Annotated in this window: 15 protein-coding genes; 9 read left to right on the forward strand and 6 right to left on the reverse strand. The window is 71.0% G+C overall.

The genetic code is table 11. From position 1 onward, the window contains the following. Window positions 1–32: 32 nt before the first annotated feature. The gene (locus AC1DYZ_RS09140; RefSeq protein ID WP_477064893.1) at window positions 33–1,121 is read right to left on the reverse strand and encodes a glycosyltransferase family 2 protein; all 1,089 of its coding nucleotides are present in this window, start codon (window positions 1,119–1,121) and stop codon (window positions 33–35) included. After that, complete coding sequence (locus AC1DYZ_RS09145) at window positions 1,118–2,218, reverse strand: glycosyltransferase family 4 protein (RefSeq protein ID WP_477064894.1); 1,101 nt, start codon at window positions 2,216–2,218, stop codon at window positions 1,118–1,120. The genes AC1DYZ_RS09140 and AC1DYZ_RS09145 overlap by 4 nt, the downstream gene beginning before the upstream one ends. Before the next feature lie 163 nt (window positions 2,219–2,381). On the opposite strand from AC1DYZ_RS09145, the gene AC1DYZ_RS09150 reads away from it, so the two are divergent. After that, window positions 2,382–4,346, forward strand: a complete 1,965-nt coding sequence (locus AC1DYZ_RS09150; RefSeq protein WP_477064895.1) for a DUF7657 domain-containing protein — start codon at window positions 2,382–2,384, stop codon at window positions 4,344–4,346. A gap of 55 nt (window positions 4,347–4,401) precedes the next feature. Here AC1DYZ_RS09150 and rfbC read toward each other — a convergent pair whose 3' ends face one another. After that, window positions 4,402–5,022 carry a dTDP-4-dehydrorhamnose 3,5-epimerase gene (gene rfbC / locus AC1DYZ_RS09155; RefSeq protein WP_477064896.1) on the reverse strand — a complete coding sequence of 207 codons (621 nt, stop codon included), beginning with the start codon at window positions 5,020–5,022 and terminating at the stop codon, window positions 4,402–4,404. A gap of 107 nt (window positions 5,023–5,129) precedes the next feature. Here rfbC and AC1DYZ_RS09160 point away from each other — a divergent pair, with 107 nt between their 5' ends. After that, the gene (locus AC1DYZ_RS09160; protein WP_477064897.1) at window positions 5,130–5,702 is read left to right on the forward strand and encodes a hypothetical protein; all 573 of its coding nucleotides are present in this window, start codon (window positions 5,130–5,132) and stop codon (window positions 5,700–5,702) included. Window positions 5,703–5,826: 124 nt separating this feature from the next. Beyond that, entirely contained in the window at window positions 5,827–6,774 is a 948-nt protein-coding gene (locus AC1DYZ_RS09165; RefSeq protein WP_477064898.1) for a glycosyltransferase, read from the forward strand. 60 nt (window positions 6,775–6,834) lie between these two features. Here the strand turns inward: AC1DYZ_RS09165 and AC1DYZ_RS09170 are convergent, their stop codons facing one another. Beyond that, window positions 6,835–8,862 (reverse strand): LGFP repeat-containing protein, encoded by a 2,028-nt coding sequence (locus AC1DYZ_RS09170; RefSeq protein WP_477064899.1) that lies wholly within the window; start codon window positions 8,860–8,862, stop codon window positions 6,835–6,837. Window positions 8,863–9,230: 368 nt separating this feature from the next. Between AC1DYZ_RS09170 and AC1DYZ_RS09175 the strand changes: the two genes are divergently transcribed. Continuing rightward, the gene (locus tag AC1DYZ_RS09175) at window positions 9,231–11,087 is read left to right on the forward strand and encodes a rhamnan synthesis F family protein (protein ID WP_477064917.1); all 1,857 of its coding nucleotides are present in this window, start codon (window positions 9,231–9,233) and stop codon (window positions 11,085–11,087) included. A gap of 75 nt (window positions 11,088–11,162) precedes the next feature. Here AC1DYZ_RS09175 and AC1DYZ_RS09180 read toward each other — a convergent pair whose 3' ends face one another. Continuing rightward, window positions 11,163–11,729 carry a GtrA family protein gene (locus AC1DYZ_RS09180; RefSeq protein WP_477064900.1) on the reverse strand — a complete coding sequence of 189 codons (567 nt, stop codon included), beginning with the start codon at window positions 11,727–11,729 and terminating at the stop codon, window positions 11,163–11,165. Window positions 11,730–11,802: 73 nt separating this feature from the next. Between AC1DYZ_RS09180 and AC1DYZ_RS09185 the strand changes: the two genes are divergently transcribed. From AC1DYZ_RS09185 to AC1DYZ_RS09200, 4 genes are read left to right on the forward strand one after another with little or no spacing between them, the layout of a single operon-like run. After that, a complete protein-coding gene (locus AC1DYZ_RS09185; protein WP_477064901.1) occupies window positions 11,803–12,657 on the forward strand; it encodes an NAD-dependent epimerase/dehydratase family protein in 855 nt (284 codons plus the stop codon). A 49-nt stretch (window positions 12,658–12,706) separates the two neighbouring features. Then, window positions 12,707–13,756, forward strand: a complete 1,050-nt coding sequence (locus AC1DYZ_RS09190; RefSeq protein WP_477064902.1) for an NAD-dependent epimerase/dehydratase family protein — start codon at window positions 12,707–12,709, stop codon at window positions 13,754–13,756. Beyond that, complete coding sequence (locus AC1DYZ_RS09195) at window positions 13,753–14,598, forward strand: ABC transporter permease (protein ID WP_477064903.1); 846 nt, start codon at window positions 13,753–13,755, stop codon at window positions 14,596–14,598. The genes AC1DYZ_RS09190 and AC1DYZ_RS09195 overlap by 4 nt, the downstream gene beginning before the upstream one ends. Then, window positions 14,598–15,761 (forward strand): ABC transporter ATP-binding protein, encoded by a 1,164-nt coding sequence (locus AC1DYZ_RS09200; protein WP_477064904.1) that lies wholly within the window; start codon window positions 14,598–14,600, stop codon window positions 15,759–15,761. The genes AC1DYZ_RS09195 and AC1DYZ_RS09200 overlap by 1 nt, the downstream gene beginning before the upstream one ends. Window positions 15,762–15,772: 11 nt before the next feature. Here AC1DYZ_RS09200 and AC1DYZ_RS09205 read toward each other — a convergent pair whose 3' ends face one another. Continuing rightward, a complete protein-coding gene (locus AC1DYZ_RS09205; protein ID WP_477064905.1) occupies window positions 15,773–16,882 on the reverse strand; it encodes a glycosyltransferase family 4 protein in 1,110 nt (369 codons plus the stop codon). Window positions 16,883–16,940: 58 nt separating this feature from the next. Between AC1DYZ_RS09205 and AC1DYZ_RS09210 the strand changes: the two genes are divergently transcribed. Next, entirely contained in the window at window positions 16,941–18,068 is a 1,128-nt protein-coding gene (locus AC1DYZ_RS09210) for a glycosyltransferase family 4 protein (RefSeq protein WP_477064906.1), read from the forward strand. Window positions 18,069–18,080: the final 12 nt, after the last annotated feature.

An 18,080-nucleotide genomic window follows, 5' to 3' on the forward strand; every position in this document is an offset into this window, starting at 1 on the left:
AAGCCCTCCAGTACGCGTGATCGCCCCAGAGCCTAGCCGCTCGGACGAGCGGCCCGGACGGCCGGAGCCCGGAACGGGCCCACCGTAGGGCCGTCGACGAGTAGCCGCTCGATCTGGGAGCGCGCCACGACTGCGGTGCGTTCGACCCGCCGGCGCTCGCGCAATAGGTGGGGTAGCAGGCTCGCGTAGGACGTCAGTGCGCGCAGCCGGACCCTGGTCCGCGACCAGGGCTCGCGGCGGCGCAGGGCCACGGAGCCAATCGTCAGCACGAATCGGGCGACGGCGCGCAGGACGAGCTCCCGGGAGGCGTTCTTGGTGAGCACGGCCAGCCGGTTGCGGTCGTCGTGGAAGTGGAAGAAGTCGCTGCCCTCGTGCGACGAGGCAGAGTGCACGTGCTCCACGACGGCTTCCGGGCAGTGCTCGATGCGCCGACCTGCCCGCCGCAGTCGCCACGACAGGTCCGTGTCCTCGTAGTACATGAACAGCCGCTCGTCGAACAGCCCCACGTCGCGCAGCGCCGACGTGCGCAGCATCGCCGCCGCGCCGCTGAAGCCAAAGACCGACGCTGGCGGGTGGTGCCGGCGCGCGTCGCCGAGCCAGCCCCGGTCGACCCCGTAGCCATCGACGCGGACCTCGTTGCCGGTCGAGTTCACGAGCCGCACGTCGCCACCCGGGTCGGGCACCCACCGTCCGTCGGGACCGGCGACCGCGCGGTCGTCGGCTGGCCCGGCGGCGCGGAACCGCTCGGCGAGCAGCACGGTCGCGGCGAGGGCCGCCAGGCCTTCGTCGGCGACTTCGAGCCGCGCGGCCATCGAGCGCACCAGCGTCGGTGCGGCCGTCGCGTCGTTGTTGAGCAGCAGCACGTACCTGCTGCGCACGTGGCGGAGGGCGAGGTTGTTACCGGCCGCGAAGCCGAGGTTCCGCCTGGCGCGCACGACGACGACCTCGGGGTGCGTGCGCTCAACGAGGTCGGCGGTGCCGTCGTGCGAGCCGTTGTCCACGACGACCACCTGCATCGACAAGCCCCCGAGCTGCTGGGCAGCAAGGCTCGCGAGGCAGTTCAGCACGAGGTCGGCAGCGTTGTAGGTGACCGTCACGACCGTGACGTCGGGGATCGTCATGCCGCGCCGGCCAGGTAGGCGTCGACGGTGAGGTCGGCAGTGCGCGTCCATGTCCAGCGGGCAGCCCACGTCCGGCGGGCGGCGCGGGCGGCGTCGGAGTCCTCCGCGCCGACCCCATCCAGCAGCGCTTGCGCGAGCCGACCCGTGTCGGTCGCGGGCGCGAAGAATCCGTGCGGGCCTGCGACCTCCCGCAACGCCGGAACGTCCGACAGGATGACGGGCCGCCCGGCGGCGAGAGCCTCGAGCGCGGGCAGCCCGAAGCCCTCGTCGAGAGACGGCAAGGCTAGCGCGCGTGCGCCGGCGACGAGGCTGCGCAGCTCGTCGTCGCCGAGCCAGCCCGTGAGGTGCACCCCGGGGCGCCCTTCGGGCAGCGCTGCGCGGCCGGCGGGTCCGGCCAGGACCAAGTCCGGGACGGAGGCGTCCTCGGCGCGTGCCAGTTCGTGCGCCTGCACGAGCCGCACCAGGTTCTTACGTGGGTCGAGTGAGCCCACGAACACCAAGTAGTCGAGGGGCAGGCCGTGGTCAGCGAGCCAGCCCTCGCGCGCCGGCGCGGCCCCGGACCATGCGGCGTCGACCCCGAGCGGCGTGGCTCGGACGCGCCCGGCGGGCAGCCCGTAGCGGTCGCGGACCGCGTCCGCCACGGCGTGACTCGGTGTCAGGACGAGCGCGCCGCGGTCGAGCGAGCGGTGGACGAGCTCGCGGTAGGCGAGGGCGTCGTTGCGCACCGTGTCGGGCAGGTCGAGGTAGGTGAGGTCGTGAACTGTCACGACCTCGCGGGCGCGACGGGTCGGTCCGGTGACGAAGTTCGTCCCGTGGAAGACGTCTGTGCGCCCGACGACCGCCTCGACGGGCAACCAGGTTGAGCGCTGCCAGACACTGCGCACCAGCCGGGCGGGCACGCGGTGGCCGGCCTGCACGACGCCGGGCGGAAGAGCAGTGAGCGCAGCGCCGCGGGCGGTAAACGTGGCGGCGCGGACTTCCGCATCCACCGACGCGCGGGCGAATGCCGCGGGGAGCTCCGCGAGCAGCTGCTCGACGTAGCGGCCGATGCCCGTCCTGGCCCCGAGCAGGGGGGTCGCGTCCAGCGTCAGCCTCACCGGGGCATGGTCTCATGCTGCCGCGGTGAGGCTGAGGTCGGCGGGTCGGTCGGGGCATCGCCTCTATACTGTGGCGGCCTCCCGTCCGGGCGGTACGACGCTCGAGGCGCTTAAGGAGGGTGCACGTGGCAGTCCGCAGCAACGCTCCGTGCCAGGAGCAGGCATGACGACCACCGCCCCCGAGGTGGGCCAGGAGGCACCGTCGGCGCCGCCGGACGGTCGGGCCGCGCGCTGGCGCCGTGGACTGCCGCTCACCGTCCCGATCGCCGCGTACCTGTTGCTGGTGCTGCTCGGCGTCACGACCTCCAGCATCGGTGTCTACTGGCTGCGGGAGGACCCCGCGCACCCGCTGGGCGTGCAGCTCGGCCAGTCGGCGACGGTGCGGTCGGACGAGTACAACACCGAGTCGCCCCTCTGGCTCGGCCAGCTCGCTCTCGGCCCGCACGAGTCGGTCAATCCGCTGAGCGTCTCGCCCGACTTCTTCGCGCAGCTCCCCGACGGGCCCGTCTCGTCCGTCGTGTTCTTCGAGGGCACCGCGCTCGAGCTCGGTCCGTGGCTGCCCGATCGGACACTCTTCGCCGCCAAGTGGTGGCTGCCCGCCCTCCTGCTCGCGATCGGCATGCCGCTGTGGTTCCGCCAGGTCACGGGGTCGTTGCGGTGGGGGTACCTGGGCGCGCTGCTCGTGATCGTGTCGCCGTCGAGCATGTGGTGGTCGATGCGCCCCGTGAACACTCTCGGCTTCATGTTCGCCGGCTGCGCGCTGGGCATCTACGCGATGCGACACGTCGATGCTGGACGGTGGGTGCGTGCGACTCTTGCCTTCCTCGGCGCCGGCATCCTGATCGCCCGGTTCCCGTCGTACTACCAGCCGCTCGCGATCATGATCGGCTTCCCCGTCGTCTTCGCCACGGCGGCGTGGGCTCTGGCGCGGCCGGGCCGCTGGCGCGACAACTTGATCGGCCTCGGCGCGCTCGGGCTGTCTGCCGCGCTGTGGACCGGCGCGCTCATGCTGGAGAACCTGCCGGCGATCCGCGCGGGGCTCGACACCGTGTACCCCGGCACCCGCACCTCCACGTCGGAGTCGCTGCCGTTCGGCCGCGTCTTCGGCGCCACGAACTTCGGTTGGCTCGAGTCGGTCGGAAGCACGGCTGTGGGTACTAACCACACCGAGATCGCCAGCTCGTTCACCGTGCTGCTCGTGGTCGTGGCGTTCCTGGTCGTGGCGCAGCCCTGGAGGGGTACCCGCGAGGCGCAGGCTGCGTTCTGGCCCGTGTTCGCTGTCGGGCTGTTCTGGCTGTCCTGGTGCACGATCGACTGGGGCGGCCTCGGCGCGCATCTGCCGATCGTCAACCGCGTGCCGGGGTTCCGGGCCAGCCACGGCACCGGGTTCGTCGCAATCTTTGCGTTCTGCCTGTTCATGACCCAGTGGCGCAAGTCCTCGCGCTGGGCCGTGCCGATCACCGCCGGGCTCGCGACCGCGTGGGTCTCCGCGTACGCAGGTGCTTCGCTGCGGGCGTCGTTCTTGCCAGGCCTGACGACCAAGATGATCTGGTTCAGCGCCGCGGTGGCCGCCCTCGCGGTGTTCGGCCTGGTCCGCTGGCCGCATCGATGGCAGTCGCTGGCCGCCGCGGGCCTCGCGGCGACGGCGATGACCTACGGCGCCAACCCGGTCCTGATCGGGCTCGGTGACCTGCGGGACTCCGACGCAGCGAAAATGTTCCTCGAGAAGGGGGAAGCGTCGCGCGAGGACGGTTCCTTGTGGGCCAGCAACTCGTCGTACGTCGACGCCCTCATGTTCGCGACCGGAACGCCTGCGCTGTCGTCGCGCCAGCAGATCGGCCCCGACGTCGACGAGTGGGAGCGGCTCGACCCCGCTCGCGTCCATGAGGACGCGTGGAACCGCGGCGGCACGTACATCAACTTCGACTGGACGTCCGACCCCGGGATCACGTGGACGAACCCGTCTCCGGACATCGTCGTCATGCACACCTCGCCGTGCACCGTCGCCGACCGGATCCCCGAGCTGCAGCACGTGGTGTCGGACAAGCCCTTGACCGACTCCTGCCTGACCCCCGCGGGCCAGTTCGAGTGGTCGGGCGTCGACCAGTACCTCTACGCGGTGGACTGACCGTCGACCCGACGTGGCGCGCCGCCGGCCCTCGAGCGGCGGCGCGCCGCGTGCGTCAGCGCTCCTGCAGCGAGGCGACCCAGGCCTGCACGGCCAGGTAGTCGGGCAGCTTGCCCTGCTCGCGGGCCTCAGCCAGCGTCGGGGCCGCCAGGTCCTTGTCCGACAGCAGCGGCTCCAGCGCGCGCCCGTCACGGCCCACCGTCGGCCACTCGATGCCGAGCGCAGCGTCGTCCGGCCGGATCCCGTGCTCTGCGCGGGGGTTGTAGCCCGTCGAGCACAGGTAGGTGACCGTCGAGTCGTCCTCGAGCGCCATGAACGCGTGACCCAGGCCCTCGGACAGGTAGATCACGCGCCGGTCACGGTCGTCGAGCAGCACCGTGTCCCACGTGCCGAACGTCGGCGACCCGACCCGGATGTCCACGGCGACGTCGAGCACCGCGCCGCGGACGCATGTCACGTACTTCGCCTGGCCCGGCGGTACGTCGGCGTAGTGGATGCCGCGCACGACGCCCGCGGCCGAGACCGAGAGGTTCGCCTGGCGCAGATCGAGCCGGTGACCGGTCGCCTCGGCGAACGACTCGTCGGTGAACCACTCGAGGAACCGGCCTCGGGCGTCGGGGAACTGGCGGGGCGTGAGCTCCCACGCGCCGGGGACTGCGAGCTGTCGAACGTCCAACGAACTTCCTCCGTAAGGTAGGCCTCTGCGGGCTCCAGGGTACTGGCGAAGTCCGCCCCAGGAACCGCGGCGGGACGCCGTGACCACGCGTACGAAGGAGTACCTGCATGACCCCTCCGCAGCGATCGCTGGCCGTCGTCGCGGGGGTCGCCGCCTCCGCGCTGGCCGTGGCTCTCGTCCTCGCCGGCTGCGACGACGCGCCCGGCCCGGCCGCCGCGACGACCTCGGCGGCGACGTCGACGGCGACCGGCAGACCGTCGGCGAGCGAGGAGCCGGTCGTCGGCGAGGCCACCGCGCAGGCGGACGCCACTGCGTCGGCGGGCGCGACCGCCCCCGGTGCCGCCACGGCCCAACCCACGGCGAGCGCGGGGGACAGCCGCGCCGCGGTCCGTGTCCAGATCACGCGGTCCGGCTGGGACGCCGACGCCCACCAGCTCGTGGTGGCAGCAACGGTGCCGAGCGTCGTGGAGGACGGCGGGACGTGCACGGCGACTGCGCGCTCGAACGGTGTCGAGGCCTCCACGGACGTGGTGGCCGTCGCCGACGCCGCCGGCACATCCTGCGGTCAGGTCGCGTTCCCTGGCGACAGACTGTCGGCCGGCACCTGGGACGTGGTCGTGACCTACTCCTCGGCCGCCTCGGTCGGAGCCTCGGAGGCCGTGCGCGTCACCGTCCCGTGACCGAGCGACCGAGGCTGGCCTGTACGCTGTCGGCCGGTGTCCTGTCACGGGCGACGTCGCCAGGGCACCCGGCGCCGCGCCCGCCGTGGCGTGCGCGACAGAGCCGTACGAGAGGAATCCCGTAGTGCCCACCGAAGAGCCCCGCATCGCGGCCGTGATCCCGTGCTACAACGAGGAGGTCGCGATCGGGTCCGTCATCAAGGACCTGCAGGCTGCCGTGCCGTCGATGGACATCTACGTCTACGACAACAACAGCTCCGACCGCACCTCCGAGGTCGCGGCCGCCGCCGGCGCGATCGTGCGGACCGAGTCGCGCAAGGGCAAGGGCAATGTCGTGCGGCGAGCGTTCGCCGACATCGATGCCGACGTCTACCTCCTCATCGACGGCGACGACACCTATGACGCGTCCGCCGCGCAGCAGCTCATCGACGCCCTGCAGTCCGGGCCGTACGACCACGTGCTCGGCGTCCGCCGCCAGCGCGAGGACGAGGGGACCGCGTACCGCCCGGGTCACGAGACCGGCAACCGCGCGTTCAACGCGCTCGTCGGCTGGCTGTTCGGCGAGCCGGTGAGCGACATGCTCAGCGGCTACCGGGTCTTCTCGCGCAGGTTCGTCAAGTCGTTCCCCGCCCTGTCCCGCGAGTTCGAGATCGAGACCGAGCTCACGGTGCACTCGATGAGCATGCGCCTGCCGCAGGTCGAGGTGGAGGTCGGGTTCAAGGACCGGCCGGTCGGCAGCGAGAGCAAGCTGCGCACGTACCACGACGGGTTCCGCATCCTGCGCCTGGTCATGTCGCTGCTCAGGCACGAGCGGCCGTTCTTCCTCTACGGCCTGTTCGCGGCGTTGTCGTTCCTCGTCGGGATCGTCCTCGGCATCCCGGTCGTCGTCGACTTCGTGGAGACCGGGCTGGTACCGCGTCTGCCCACGGCCGTGCTCGCGTCGTCGTTCGTCCTGCTCGGGAGCCTCGCGGCGATGATCGGGCTGGTTCTCGACGGCGTCCTGCGCTCGCGACGCGAGGCGATGCGGCTGGCGTACCTCAACCTCGCCGCCCCGCCGACCCAGCCCATCTGACCGCGCCGCGCCGCACCCCCGGTCCGCTGCCGTCCTCGACGGACAGCGGACCGCGGCGTCTCAGTCCAGCGGCGAGGTCAGTGTGCCGTACTCGAACTGCTGCGTGATGCTCGACCGGCCGACGACCGCGTCGCCGGTCGGATACCCGAGCGGGCCGCTCTCCCAGCCCTGTGCGGCCCACTGCGCGTAGATCTGGCCGCGCGTCGCGTGTGCCCCGGTGGCCGGCGAGTAGTGGATCGCCCCGCCCTGGAAGTTCTGGAAGCTGCCGCCGTTGCGCAGCCCCCCAATCTGGTCCGTCGTGGGGTACCCAAGGGCACCGCTCTCCCAGCCGACGCGGCCCCAGGCGGCGTGGATCGGGGTCGGTACGGAGTGGGCGCCGGTGGCGGGCGAGGTGTAGATCGACCCGCCGGTGAAGTCCTGGTAGGCGCCACCGTTGCGCAGGCCGGTGTTCAGGTCGGTCGCGGGGTAGCCGAGGGCGCCATTCTCCCAGCCGACGCGGCCCCAGGCGGCGTGGATCGGGGTCGGTACGGAGTGGGCGCCGGTGGCGGGCGAGGTGTAGATCGAMCCGCCGGTGAAGTCCTGGTAGGCGCCACCGTTGCGCAGGCCGGTGTTCAGGTCGCTGTTCGGATAGCCGAGGGTGCCCTTCTCGGCGCCGACGCGCAGCCACGCCGGCTGGACGGCCGGCAGCACAGGGTGCGCCCCGGCGGCCGGTGACCACCAGATCGCCCCACCCGCGAACGCCTGAGAGGTGCCACCGTTCGTCAGGCCGTCGACCGGCTCTGCCGTCGGGTACCCGAGCGGGCCGTTCTCCCAGCCGAGGCGGCCCCAGGCCGCGTGGAACGGCTTCGTGACGTAGTGCGTGCCGGTCGCCGCGGCCGAGTAGATCGAGCCGCCCGCGAAGTCCTGGTAGGAACCGGAGTCGCGCAAGCCCTGGGCCAGGTCGCTGGTCGGGTAGCCGAGCGGCCCGCTCTCCCAGCTTGTCTGCGCCCAGAGTGCGTACACGGCACCGCGGGTCGCGTACGCGCCTGTCGCCGGGGAGTAGTGGACGGCACCGCCCTGGAAGTTCTGGAAGCTGCCGCCGTCGCGCAGGCCGCCGATCGGGTCGGAGACCGGATACCCGAGCGGGCCCGCCTCCCACGCCACGCGTCCCCAGGCGGAGCGGAAGGGGGTCGTCACGTAGTGCATGCCGGACGCCGAGGACGCGTAGATGGAGCCGCCCGCGAACTCCTGGTACGTCCCGCCGCCCTTGATCCCGTACTGCTGCGTCGTGGTCGGGCGGCCGAGCACGGACGAGCTGTACCCGAGGCTCGACCACAGGGTGAGGAAGTCGCCGGTCACGGCGTAGGGCCACTGGGTGGTGCCCCACCAGTCGGTGAAGAACGTCCAGAAGTTGAGGTTCCCGTACGACGAGCAGGAGTCCGGGGAACCGCTGAGCACCGCTCGGTTGGGCTGGTAGGGCGTGTAGTTGTACAGGCCGGCAGTCGCCTGGTTCCTGATGATGACGCCCGACGAGCCGCATGACGCATTGGGATGGAACTGGATCGTGTTGTTCTGGCCCGACACATAGCCGTAGCGCGCCGGGTTGACGGCGTACAACCTGAACTGCCGCGCCGCCATGAACACCTGGTTGAAGAAGCCGAAGTACTCCGCGTCGCACGGGGCCGTGTCGGGGCAGCCGTACCCGGTCGCCGAGCGGTACCGGGTCGACGTGAGCGCGCTGCCGGAGGCGGTCAGCAGGCTCTGCTCCTTCTGGAGGAGCACGAGCAGGACGCGGGGGTTGACGCCACACGCCTGCGCGACCTTCCAGATGATGGCCGACGAGTGCTCGCCGGTCGTGCCCTGGTAGGTGTTCGGGCACCCGCTGGCGGTGCGTGTCCACGTGTCCTGGTAGAAGCCCTTGAGACACGGCGTTCCGTTGGACGAGGCCTGGCACCCTGCGCCCTTCGCCTCGATGAACGCCGCGACGTCAGCCTGCGACATGGCTCCGGCGTCGAAGAACACCGCGTCGGCGATGATGTTCCCGGGGTCGAACTGGGAGCGGTCCGCGGCCACCGCGCCCGTCGCGGGGAAGAGGCCGGTGATCAGCACCGCGCTCAGGGTGAGGAGGAGGGCGAGGGGGCGTCGCACCATTGCGCCCCGGCGCCCGTGAAGCGCCCGGGCACGGGTGCCCCGATGGACCATACGCATCCCGGGAGGCTACCGCGCGGGTCGACAGCCCTGAGCGTGGCGGCCGCGCGTGTCGCCCTCGGGGCGAGTTCGGGCGCAGGACGCGCGTCCGGACTGCGCGGGCGCCGAGTATGCTGGCAACGCTCGCCGTTCGCGCGTCGGTCCGTCTGCGCGCAGGCACGTCCCTGACCGGCGTAGCTAACCCGTGAGGTGTCCGAACTCCCCGCTGTCCGCGGTGCGCGACGGGTCGTGCGACCGTGCGGATAACAAGAAAGGTCGAGCCCTTGTCGATGCGTCGCGTGGCGTTCTACCTGTTCTACGACCACCAGGGTGTCGTCGACGACTACATCCCGTACATGCTCTCCGCGCTGCGCGAGCACGTCGAGCACATCTTCGTGGTCTCGAACTCCATGCTGACACCTGAGGGCCGCACCAAGCTCGAGACTGTGGCCGACACGGTCTGGGTGCGCGAGAACGTCGGCTTCGACGTCTGGGGATACAAGGAGGCGATGGAGCAGTTCGGCCAGAGCCGCCTGGAGGAGTACGACGAGCTCATCCTGCTCAACTACACGATCTTCGGGCCGGTGTTCCCGTTCGCGGAGATCTTCGACCGCGTCGAGGCGTCGGACGTCGACTTCTGGGGCCTGACGTCCCACAAGGAGGTCGACCCGAACCCGTTCACGCCGTCCGAGCCGCCCGTGCTCCCGCTGCACATCCAGTCGCACTGGATCGCCGTCCGGCGCCGCATGTTCACGTCGCTGGAGTTCCGCGACTACTGGGCGTCGATGCCCGCTATCACGTCGTACTCCGACTCGATCCTCAAGCACGAGTCGCGCTTCACGAAGCACTTCGCCGACCGCGGATTCCGCTACGAGGTCCTCTTCCCCGCCGACCGGTACCCGGACGACCACCCCATCTTCGAGGACTTCCAGCTGCTCCTCGACGACCGCTGCCCGATCGTCAAGCGGCGCATCTTCTTCCACGAGCCGACGTACCTGGACCGACGGGCGATCGTCGCGCGGCGCCTGATCGAGCGCCTCGAGGAGACGGATTACCCGACGGACCTGATCTGGCAGAACGTCGTGCGCACGGTCGAGCCGCGCACGCTGTACACGAACCTCTCGCTGCTCGAGGTGCTCCCCGAGGCGGACGACGGCTGGCGGCCGAGCGCCGAGCGCCGTGTCGCCGTGCTCGCGCACCTCTACTACGACGACATGGTCGACGACGTCATGTCGTACGTCCGCAACCTTCCGGTGCCGTACGACCTGTACGTCTCGACGAGCACCGAGGAGCGCAAGGCGAACATCCTGGCGGCGCTCGAGCCGTACGCCGTGCCGAGTGTCGAGGTCCGGGTCACCGAGCAGAACCGCGGGCGCGACATGAGTGCGCTGTTCATCACCTTCCGTGACGTGCTCGTGTCGGGAGGCTACGACTACGCGCTGCGTGTGCACTCGAAGAAGTCGCCGCAGAACGACTACAACAACGGGCAGCTGTTCAAGCGGCACATGTACGACAACCTGCTGTGCAGCCCGGGTTACGTGGCGCACGTCCTGCGGCTGTTCGAGGAGAACCCCACCCTCGGCATGGCGTTCCCGCCGGTGGTGAACATCGGCTTCCCGACGCTCGGCCACGCCTGGTTCACCAACCGGGGGACAGCGCAGGAGTGGGCCGAGCGGCTGGGCATCACCACGACGTTCGACCGCAGCACTCCGGTCGCGCCGTACGGAACGATGTTTTGGTTCCGTCCCGACGCGCTGCGCGACTTCACCAAGTACGACTTCGCGTGGGAGGACTACCCGGCCGAGCCCGGGCACGCCGACGGCGGGCTGGCGCACGTGCAGGAGCGCCTGCTGGCGTATGCCGCGATGAACGCGGGATACCACACGCGGTCGATCATCAACCGCGACTGGGCCTCGATCAACTACGCGTTCCTGGAGTACAAACTCCAACGCATCAGCTCGATGCTGCCTGCCTACACGCAGGAGCAGGTCGACTACCTGCACCAGGTGTCCGACGCCACGATGCTGGGCCAGCTCAAGGTGGCGCTCGGCACGGGTGCGCCGTGGGCGGCGCGGGCGCTGCGTCCGTTCTACCGCGCTGGCCGCGGGGCGTACCGCGGCGCACGCCGGATCGCCCGGCGCTCCTGAGCCGTTCTGTCTTGCGCGCAGGCGCCCGCACACCGTGGGGTGCGGGCGCCTGTGGCGTTCTTCGGGGGGCGGCGATCAGCGCGTGACGCTCGCGCCGTCGCGGCTCCGCGCGGCTGTCCCGGCCGGGTCGGGACGGAAGACGAACGTGCGGTACGTCACGAACCGGAAGGCAGTGGCGAGCCCGAAACCGATGACGTTCGCCGAGATGTTGTCGGCCAGGGGTGACGTGAACCCCAGCACATCGTGCGACACCCACAGGGTGCCCACGGCGATGACTAGGCTCGCGAGCGAGAAGGCCGCGAACAGGGCGGCCTCGCGGCCCGCGGTGCGTCCGCGGCGGTGCCGGAAGACGAAGGAACGGTTGCCCACCCACGTGACCATCGTGGCCGCGACCACGGACAGCGTCTTGGCGAGCGTCGGGTCCAGGCTCGGCGGTCCGTACGCGAAGAGGTTGAACAGGCCGACGTCGACGACGAAGCCGACGGCCCCGACCAGCCCGAAGCCCACCAGCTCGCGAGCGAGCCGACGCACCCGCTGCGACCACACGGTCCCGCTACCCGACACGTCCATGCTCCATCCGTCCGCGACGACCCCGCGGGACGCCCCGTCCAGGGTAGTCGCGGTCGGCGGGAGCGCCTGCACGCCAGGAGCGTCGTCCCGCCCGGCGGGCCCGAGGCGTGCACGGGGGCGCCGTGGGTACGGCAGACTATGCGCCGTGACTCGCATTCTCGTGACCGGAGCCGGGGGGTACATCGGCGCGCACGTCGTGGACGCACTGGCGCGCCGCCGCGCCGACGTCGTGGCGGTGGCCCGCCACGGTGCCCCGACGCCGGCCAGCCCTKCCGCGGCCGCCGTCCGCTGGGTCGAGGGTGACATCTTCGAGGGTGACCTGCTCGAGCGGACCGGGCCCGTCGACGTCTGCCTGCACCTCGCCTGGGAGGCGGGGTTCGTGCACAACGATCCGGTGCACATGCTGCGGCTGTCGGACCACTTCCGCTTCCTGACGGGTCTGTCGGACGCGGGCGTCGGGCACATAGCCGTCCTGGGCACGATGCACGAGGTGGGCTACCACGAAGGGGCCATCGACGAGACGACCCCGACGCGGCCCCGCTCGCTGTACGGCGTCGCGAAAAACGCCCTGCGCGAGGCGCTGACGTTTTCATTCGCGGCCTCCGGGACGACGTTCCAGTGGCTGCGCTGCTACTACATCGACGGCGACGACGAGCGCAGCCAGTCGGTCTTCTCGAAGATCGCCGACGCCGCGGCGCGTGGCGATGCCACGTTCCCGTTCACCTCCGGCACCGCCCAGTACGACTTCATCGACGTCGACGAGCTGGCGGAGCAGATCGCCGCGACGACGTTGCAGTCGACGGTCGACGGCGTCGTGAACTGCTGCTCGGGCGAGCCGGTGGCGCTCGGCGCGCGCGTCGAGGAGTTCATCCGCCGGCGCGGCCTCGACATCCGCCTCGAGTACGGCGCCTACCCGGACCGTGCCTACGACTCCCCGGCCGTCTGGGGCGACGCGACCAAGATCCGGCAGATCCTCGCCTCCGAGCGAGCTTCGCGCTAGCCCTGCGTCGTCGACGCCGTCCACTGTCCGCTGTGCCCAGGAGGTGACCATGTCCACGTGTCTCGTGACCGGAGGCGCGGGCTTCATCGGCTGTGCCGTGTCGACGCTGCTGGCGGACCGGTTCGACCGGGTCGTCGCCCTCGACTCGCTGCACCCTGAGGTGCACGCCCGGGCCGAGCGGCCGGGAGCGCTCGACGACCGAGTCGAGTTGGTCGTCGGTGACGTCACCTCTGCCGCCGACTGGGACGTGCTGCTCGGCCGTCACCGTCCCGACGTGGTGCTGCACCTGGCAGCCGAGACCGGGACCGCGGTGTCGCTGACGCAGGCCAGTCGGCACGCCCGGGTCAATGTGCTCGGGACGACGCAGATGCTCGACGCCTTCGTGCGGCACGACGCGCTGCCTCGGACGGTGGCGCTCTCCTCCAGCCGGGCCGTCTACGGCGAGGGCGCCTGGAGCGACGGTCACGCCCTGCTGTACCCCGGGCAGAGGTCCCACGAGCAGCTCGCGCAGGGGGTCTGGCAGCCCGACGGGCTGGTGCCCGTCCAGCACGCTTCGGCGAAGGTCCATCCCTCGCCGACGAGCGTCTACGGGGCGACCAAGCTGGCGCAGGAGAACGTGCTGGACGTGTGGGGGGCAGCGCTCGGGGTCACCACCATCACGCTGCGCCTGCAGAACGTCTACGGCCCCGGGCAGTCTCTGACGAACCCGTACACCGGGATCGTGTCGCTGTTCGCGCGGGTGGCCCGCTCGGGTGAGCCCATCCCCGTGTACGAGGACGGGCAGATCGTCCGGGACTTCGTCTTTATCGACGACGTCGCCGTCGCCCTCGTCCGTGCCGTCGAGCACGGTCACCGACCCGCGTCGCCGTACGACATCGGCAGCGGGACACCGACCACGGTCGCCACGCTCGCCGGTATCGTCGCGGCCCACTACGGTGCACCGGCGCCGCAGACGACAGGTAAGTTCCGGGACGGAGACGTCCGGTACGCCGTGGCCGACCCGACAGCCGCGCGCGAGGCGCTCGGCTGGATGCCCACCGTCACGTTGGAAGAAGGAGTTGCGCGCCTGTGCGGCTGGATCGACGCGGAGCAGCGATGAGTCGCATGGGGATCGTGCAGGAGACCAGGGACCTGGTGGCCTCGCGGGAGCTGCTGGGCAACCTGGTGCGCCGCGAGCTCCGAAGCCGGTACAAGGGCACGGTCCTCGGATGGGCCTGGTCGCTGATCAACCCGCTGGCCGCGACGCTCATCTACACGGCCGTCTTCTCTCTCGTGATGAAGGTGCAGCCGCCGGTCGGCATCGACGGCCTGTACAGCTATGCGCTGTTCCTGCTCTGCGGTCTGCTGCCCTGGAACTTTCTCGCCGTCGCGGTGCAAGGCGGCCAGACGGTCCTGCTCGACAACAGCAACCTCATCAAGAAGACCTACTTCCCCCGGCGACTGCTGCTGCTGTCGCACATCGGATCGGCATTCGTGACGTTTCTCGTCGAGATGGGCGTGCTCGTGCTCGTGTTCGCGCTGTTCGGCGTGAACGTGCTGGTGTGGATCCCGCTGGTGCTCGTGGTGATGGTGCTGTTTGCCGCCTTCGGGCTGGGGATCGCGCTCGCGTTGTCGGTGGCGAACGTCTACTTCCGCGACGTCGCGCACTTTGTCGGCCTGTTCATGCAGATCTGGTTCTACGCGACCCCGATCGTCTACCCCATCTCGCTCGTCGCCGGGCTCGAGGACGGCAGCAGCTGGGCGGCCTCGTTCCCGCTCACGGCGATCTACGAGCTCAACCCAACCGTCGCCTTCATCGAGCCGATCCGCGACATGTTCTACAACGGCACGGCGCCCGAATGGCGGTTCCTCGGCCTCGCGGCGGGCTGGGCAGTTGTCTCGCTGCTCGTGGGCAACCTCGTCTTCCGCCGCCTCGAGCCCCGACTCGCTGAGGAGCTGTGATGAACGTCGCGATCAACGTCGAGGACATCTCGAAGCGGTTCCGCATCTATCACGAGCGCAACCAGTCGGTGAAGAGTGCTCTGATGCGCCGAGGCCGGGCCCAGTACGAGGAGTTCTGGGCCCTGCGCGACGTCGACCTCCAGATCCCGCACGGCAAGACGTTCGGCCTCGTCGGGCACAACGGCTCGGGCAAGAGCACGCTGCTCAAGTGCCTCGCCCGGATCCTCGTACCCGACCAGGGTCGGATCACCACGAACGGCCGTGTCTCGGCACTGCTCGAGCTCGGGGCCGGCTTCCACCAGGAGCTCTCGGGCCGCGACAACGTGTACCTCAACGGATCCATCCTTGGTCTGACAAAACGCGACATCGACGCCCGGTTCGACGACATCGTGGGTTTCGCCGGCCTGGAGCAGTTCATCRACTCTCCCGTGAAGAACTATTCCTCGGGCATGTACGTGCGCCTCGGCTTCTCGGTCGCGATCAACGTCGAGCCCGACATCCTGTTGGTCGATGAGGTCCTCGCGGTCGGTGACGAGGAGTTCCAGCGTCGCAGTGCCGCGAAGTTCCGCGAGTTCCGCGACGACGGGCGCACGATCGTGATCGTCAGCCACGCGCTGGGCTCCGTCCGCGACATGTGCGACGAGGTGGCGTGGCTCGACCACGGGCGCCTGCTCGGCGTCGGCGAGACCGACGAGATCGTCAGCCGATACGCGGGGGCGATGTCGGAGCCTCTGCCCGACGAGAAGCCGGTCGGCAGTCGCGAGGTGACCGTGACGGACGTCGCACTCGTCGTTGACGGCACGCCTGCAAGCGAGGTGCTGAGCAACTCCCCGGTTCGCCTGCGGGTTGGCTGGGACGCGGCTGAGTCGGCGAACGACCTCGAGCTCAGTCTGACCGTGCGGACCCTCGACGGCGTGATGATCGGCGTCGTCCGGTCCACGCCGCTCGGGCCGCTGTCCGTGCGTTCCGGCAGGGGGGCGCTCGAGCTCGCCATACCGCGCTGGCCCAGCGCCGCCGGCAGGTATGCGGTGGACGCGACGTTCACGCGAGTGTCCGACGGGCACCTCGTGCATGAGCTTCCCGCGGCCACCGAGTTCGTCGTCCACCCCGATGGCGACGACGGCAGCGTCGGGCTTGTCGCGTTCGGCGGCACCTGGGCCTGACGGCAGGACGCCTACGCGCCCGCTGCCGCGGCATAGGCACCGACGGTGGCGTCCGCGCTGGCCTGCCAGGTGAAGCGTGCGGCCCGCGCCAGACCCGCGGCGCCGTAGGCGGATGATCGCGCGCCGAGGGCGTCCAGCAGACCGCGGGCGATGGAGCCCTCGTCGAGCGGGTCGACGGTGACGCCCGTCCCACCGAGCACCTCGTCGCACGCGGTGTGCCGGGAGGTCACGACCGGCACGCCGTGCGCCATGGCCTCGAGCACGGGCAGGCCGAACCCTTCAGTCAGGGACGGGAACACGAAGGCCCGGGCGCCCGCGAGCAGCGCGTGCAGGTCGCGCCGGGAGACCGTCCCCGTGACGTGTACGCGGGGCCTGACCGCCGAGGGCACCTCGGGCACGGCTCCCCATCCGGACGGGCCCACGAGCACGAGGTCCGGCAGGTCCGGGTCCGACGCGAGCGCGACCTCATACGCACGCAGGAGCCGCGGGACGTTCTTGCGGGGCTCCACCGTGCCCGCCCACATGAGGTAGGGCCGGACGAGGCCGTGGCGAGCCGCTGCGTCCTGCAGGTCGCCTGCGGTCAGCGTCGGGACGTCCGTCCCGTGCGCGACCACGCGTACCCGGCCCCGCTCGATGCCGTGCGCGACGCAGTCGTCGGCAGTCGCCTGCGAGGGCACGATGACGACGTCAGCCGCGTCACGGACGGTCTGCAGCGCCCGCTGGAAGAACCGGTTGCCGTGCGGCGTGAAGAGCTCGGGTCGATCGAGGAAGGCCAGGTCGTGGACGGTCACCACCAGTGGGCGACGCGTCGGCGGCACGGCCCACGTGGTCGCGTGGACGACGTCGCTCGCGCGGACCGTGGTCTCGGCGCGCGGTAGGCGCAGGTGCTGCCAACCGGCGTACAGCGCGCGGCGCGGAAGCTGCGACGCGTGTACGGGGATGCCGGGGTCCCAGTCGGGGTGTGGCCCGGTGCGGTGCCGGGCGCTCAGCCCTGTCACTGCCACGTCCGACCGTTCGGTCAGCGCACGGGCCAGTTCCCGGACGTAGGTACCGGAGCCACCGGGGACGGGCTGCCAGAGCTGCTCGACGACCATCGTGATCTGGAGTGTCGACGAACGCACCCGCCTAGCGTAGGGCCGGCGCGGGCCGGGTCGTGCATCCGTGAGAGGATCACGACCCGTGACCCTGCGTGTGCTGCTCGACGCCACGGCCATTCCCGCCGACCGCGGCGGAGTGGGCCGCTACCTCGACGGCGTCGTCCCGGCCCTGGTCCGGCAAGGGGTGGATCTGCACGTCGCGTGCCTGGACCGCGACGCCGACGGCTTCGCGGCGTCGGGTGCGACTCCGCTGGCCGTGTTGCGCGACGGGGTGTCGCGACCCACCCGTGCCGCCTGGGAGCAGACCCGCCTTCCGCGTCTGGTCTCGCGCGTCGGCGCGCAGGTGCTGCACAGCCCGCACTACACGATGCCCGCCGTGCGCCGAGTGCCGACAGTCGTCACACTGCACGACGCGACGTTCTTCAGCCTCCCCGACGTGCACGTGCCGCTGAAGCGGACGGTCTTCCGGGCCGCGATCAGCTCTGCGGTCCGACTCGCGGACGCCCTCGTGGTCCCGTCCGCGGCGACCCGCGACGAGGTCCTGCGGTACGCCGGTGGCGACCCCGCCCGCTTCCACGTGGCCTATCACGGAGTGGACCGGGACACGTTCTTCCCGCCGTCGCCCGAGGCGTGCCGCGCCCTGGCCGACGACCTCGGGCTCGGAGGGACGCGGTACGTCGCGTTCCTCGGCACGCTCGAGCCCCGCAAGAACGTCCCGGCTCTCGTTCGCGCATGGACGATGGTGGCGTCGCAGTTCGACGCCCCGCCGGCCCTGGTGCTCGCCGGGGCGCGCGGCTGGGACACCCAGCTTGATGCGGTGCGACGCGACGTACCGGCGGGGCTGCGTCTCGTGGTGCCGGGGTACCTGCCGATCGAGCAGCTCGCGCCGCTGCTCGGCGGGGCCGACGTCGTCGCCTACCCCGCGCTCGGCGAGGGGTTCGGCCTCCCGGTCCTCGAAGCGATGGCATCCGCCGGCTGCGTCCTGACCACCCGGGAGCTGTCCCTGCCCGAGGTCGGCGGCGACGCGGTTGCCTACAGCGGCACGTCGAGCGGCGAGATCGCCGCGGTCCTGCGAGACCTGCTCGCGGACGACGCGCGTCGCGCCGACCTGAGCCGAGCGGCAGTGGAGCGCAGCGCCATGTTCACATGGGACGCGTCGGCGCGCCGACATGTCGAGGCGTACGTGGCAGCGGTCGGACGAAGGCGCTAGCGAGGGGAAGGC

It is taken from the genome of Cellulomonas sp. P1_C4 (genome assembly GCF_056406355.1).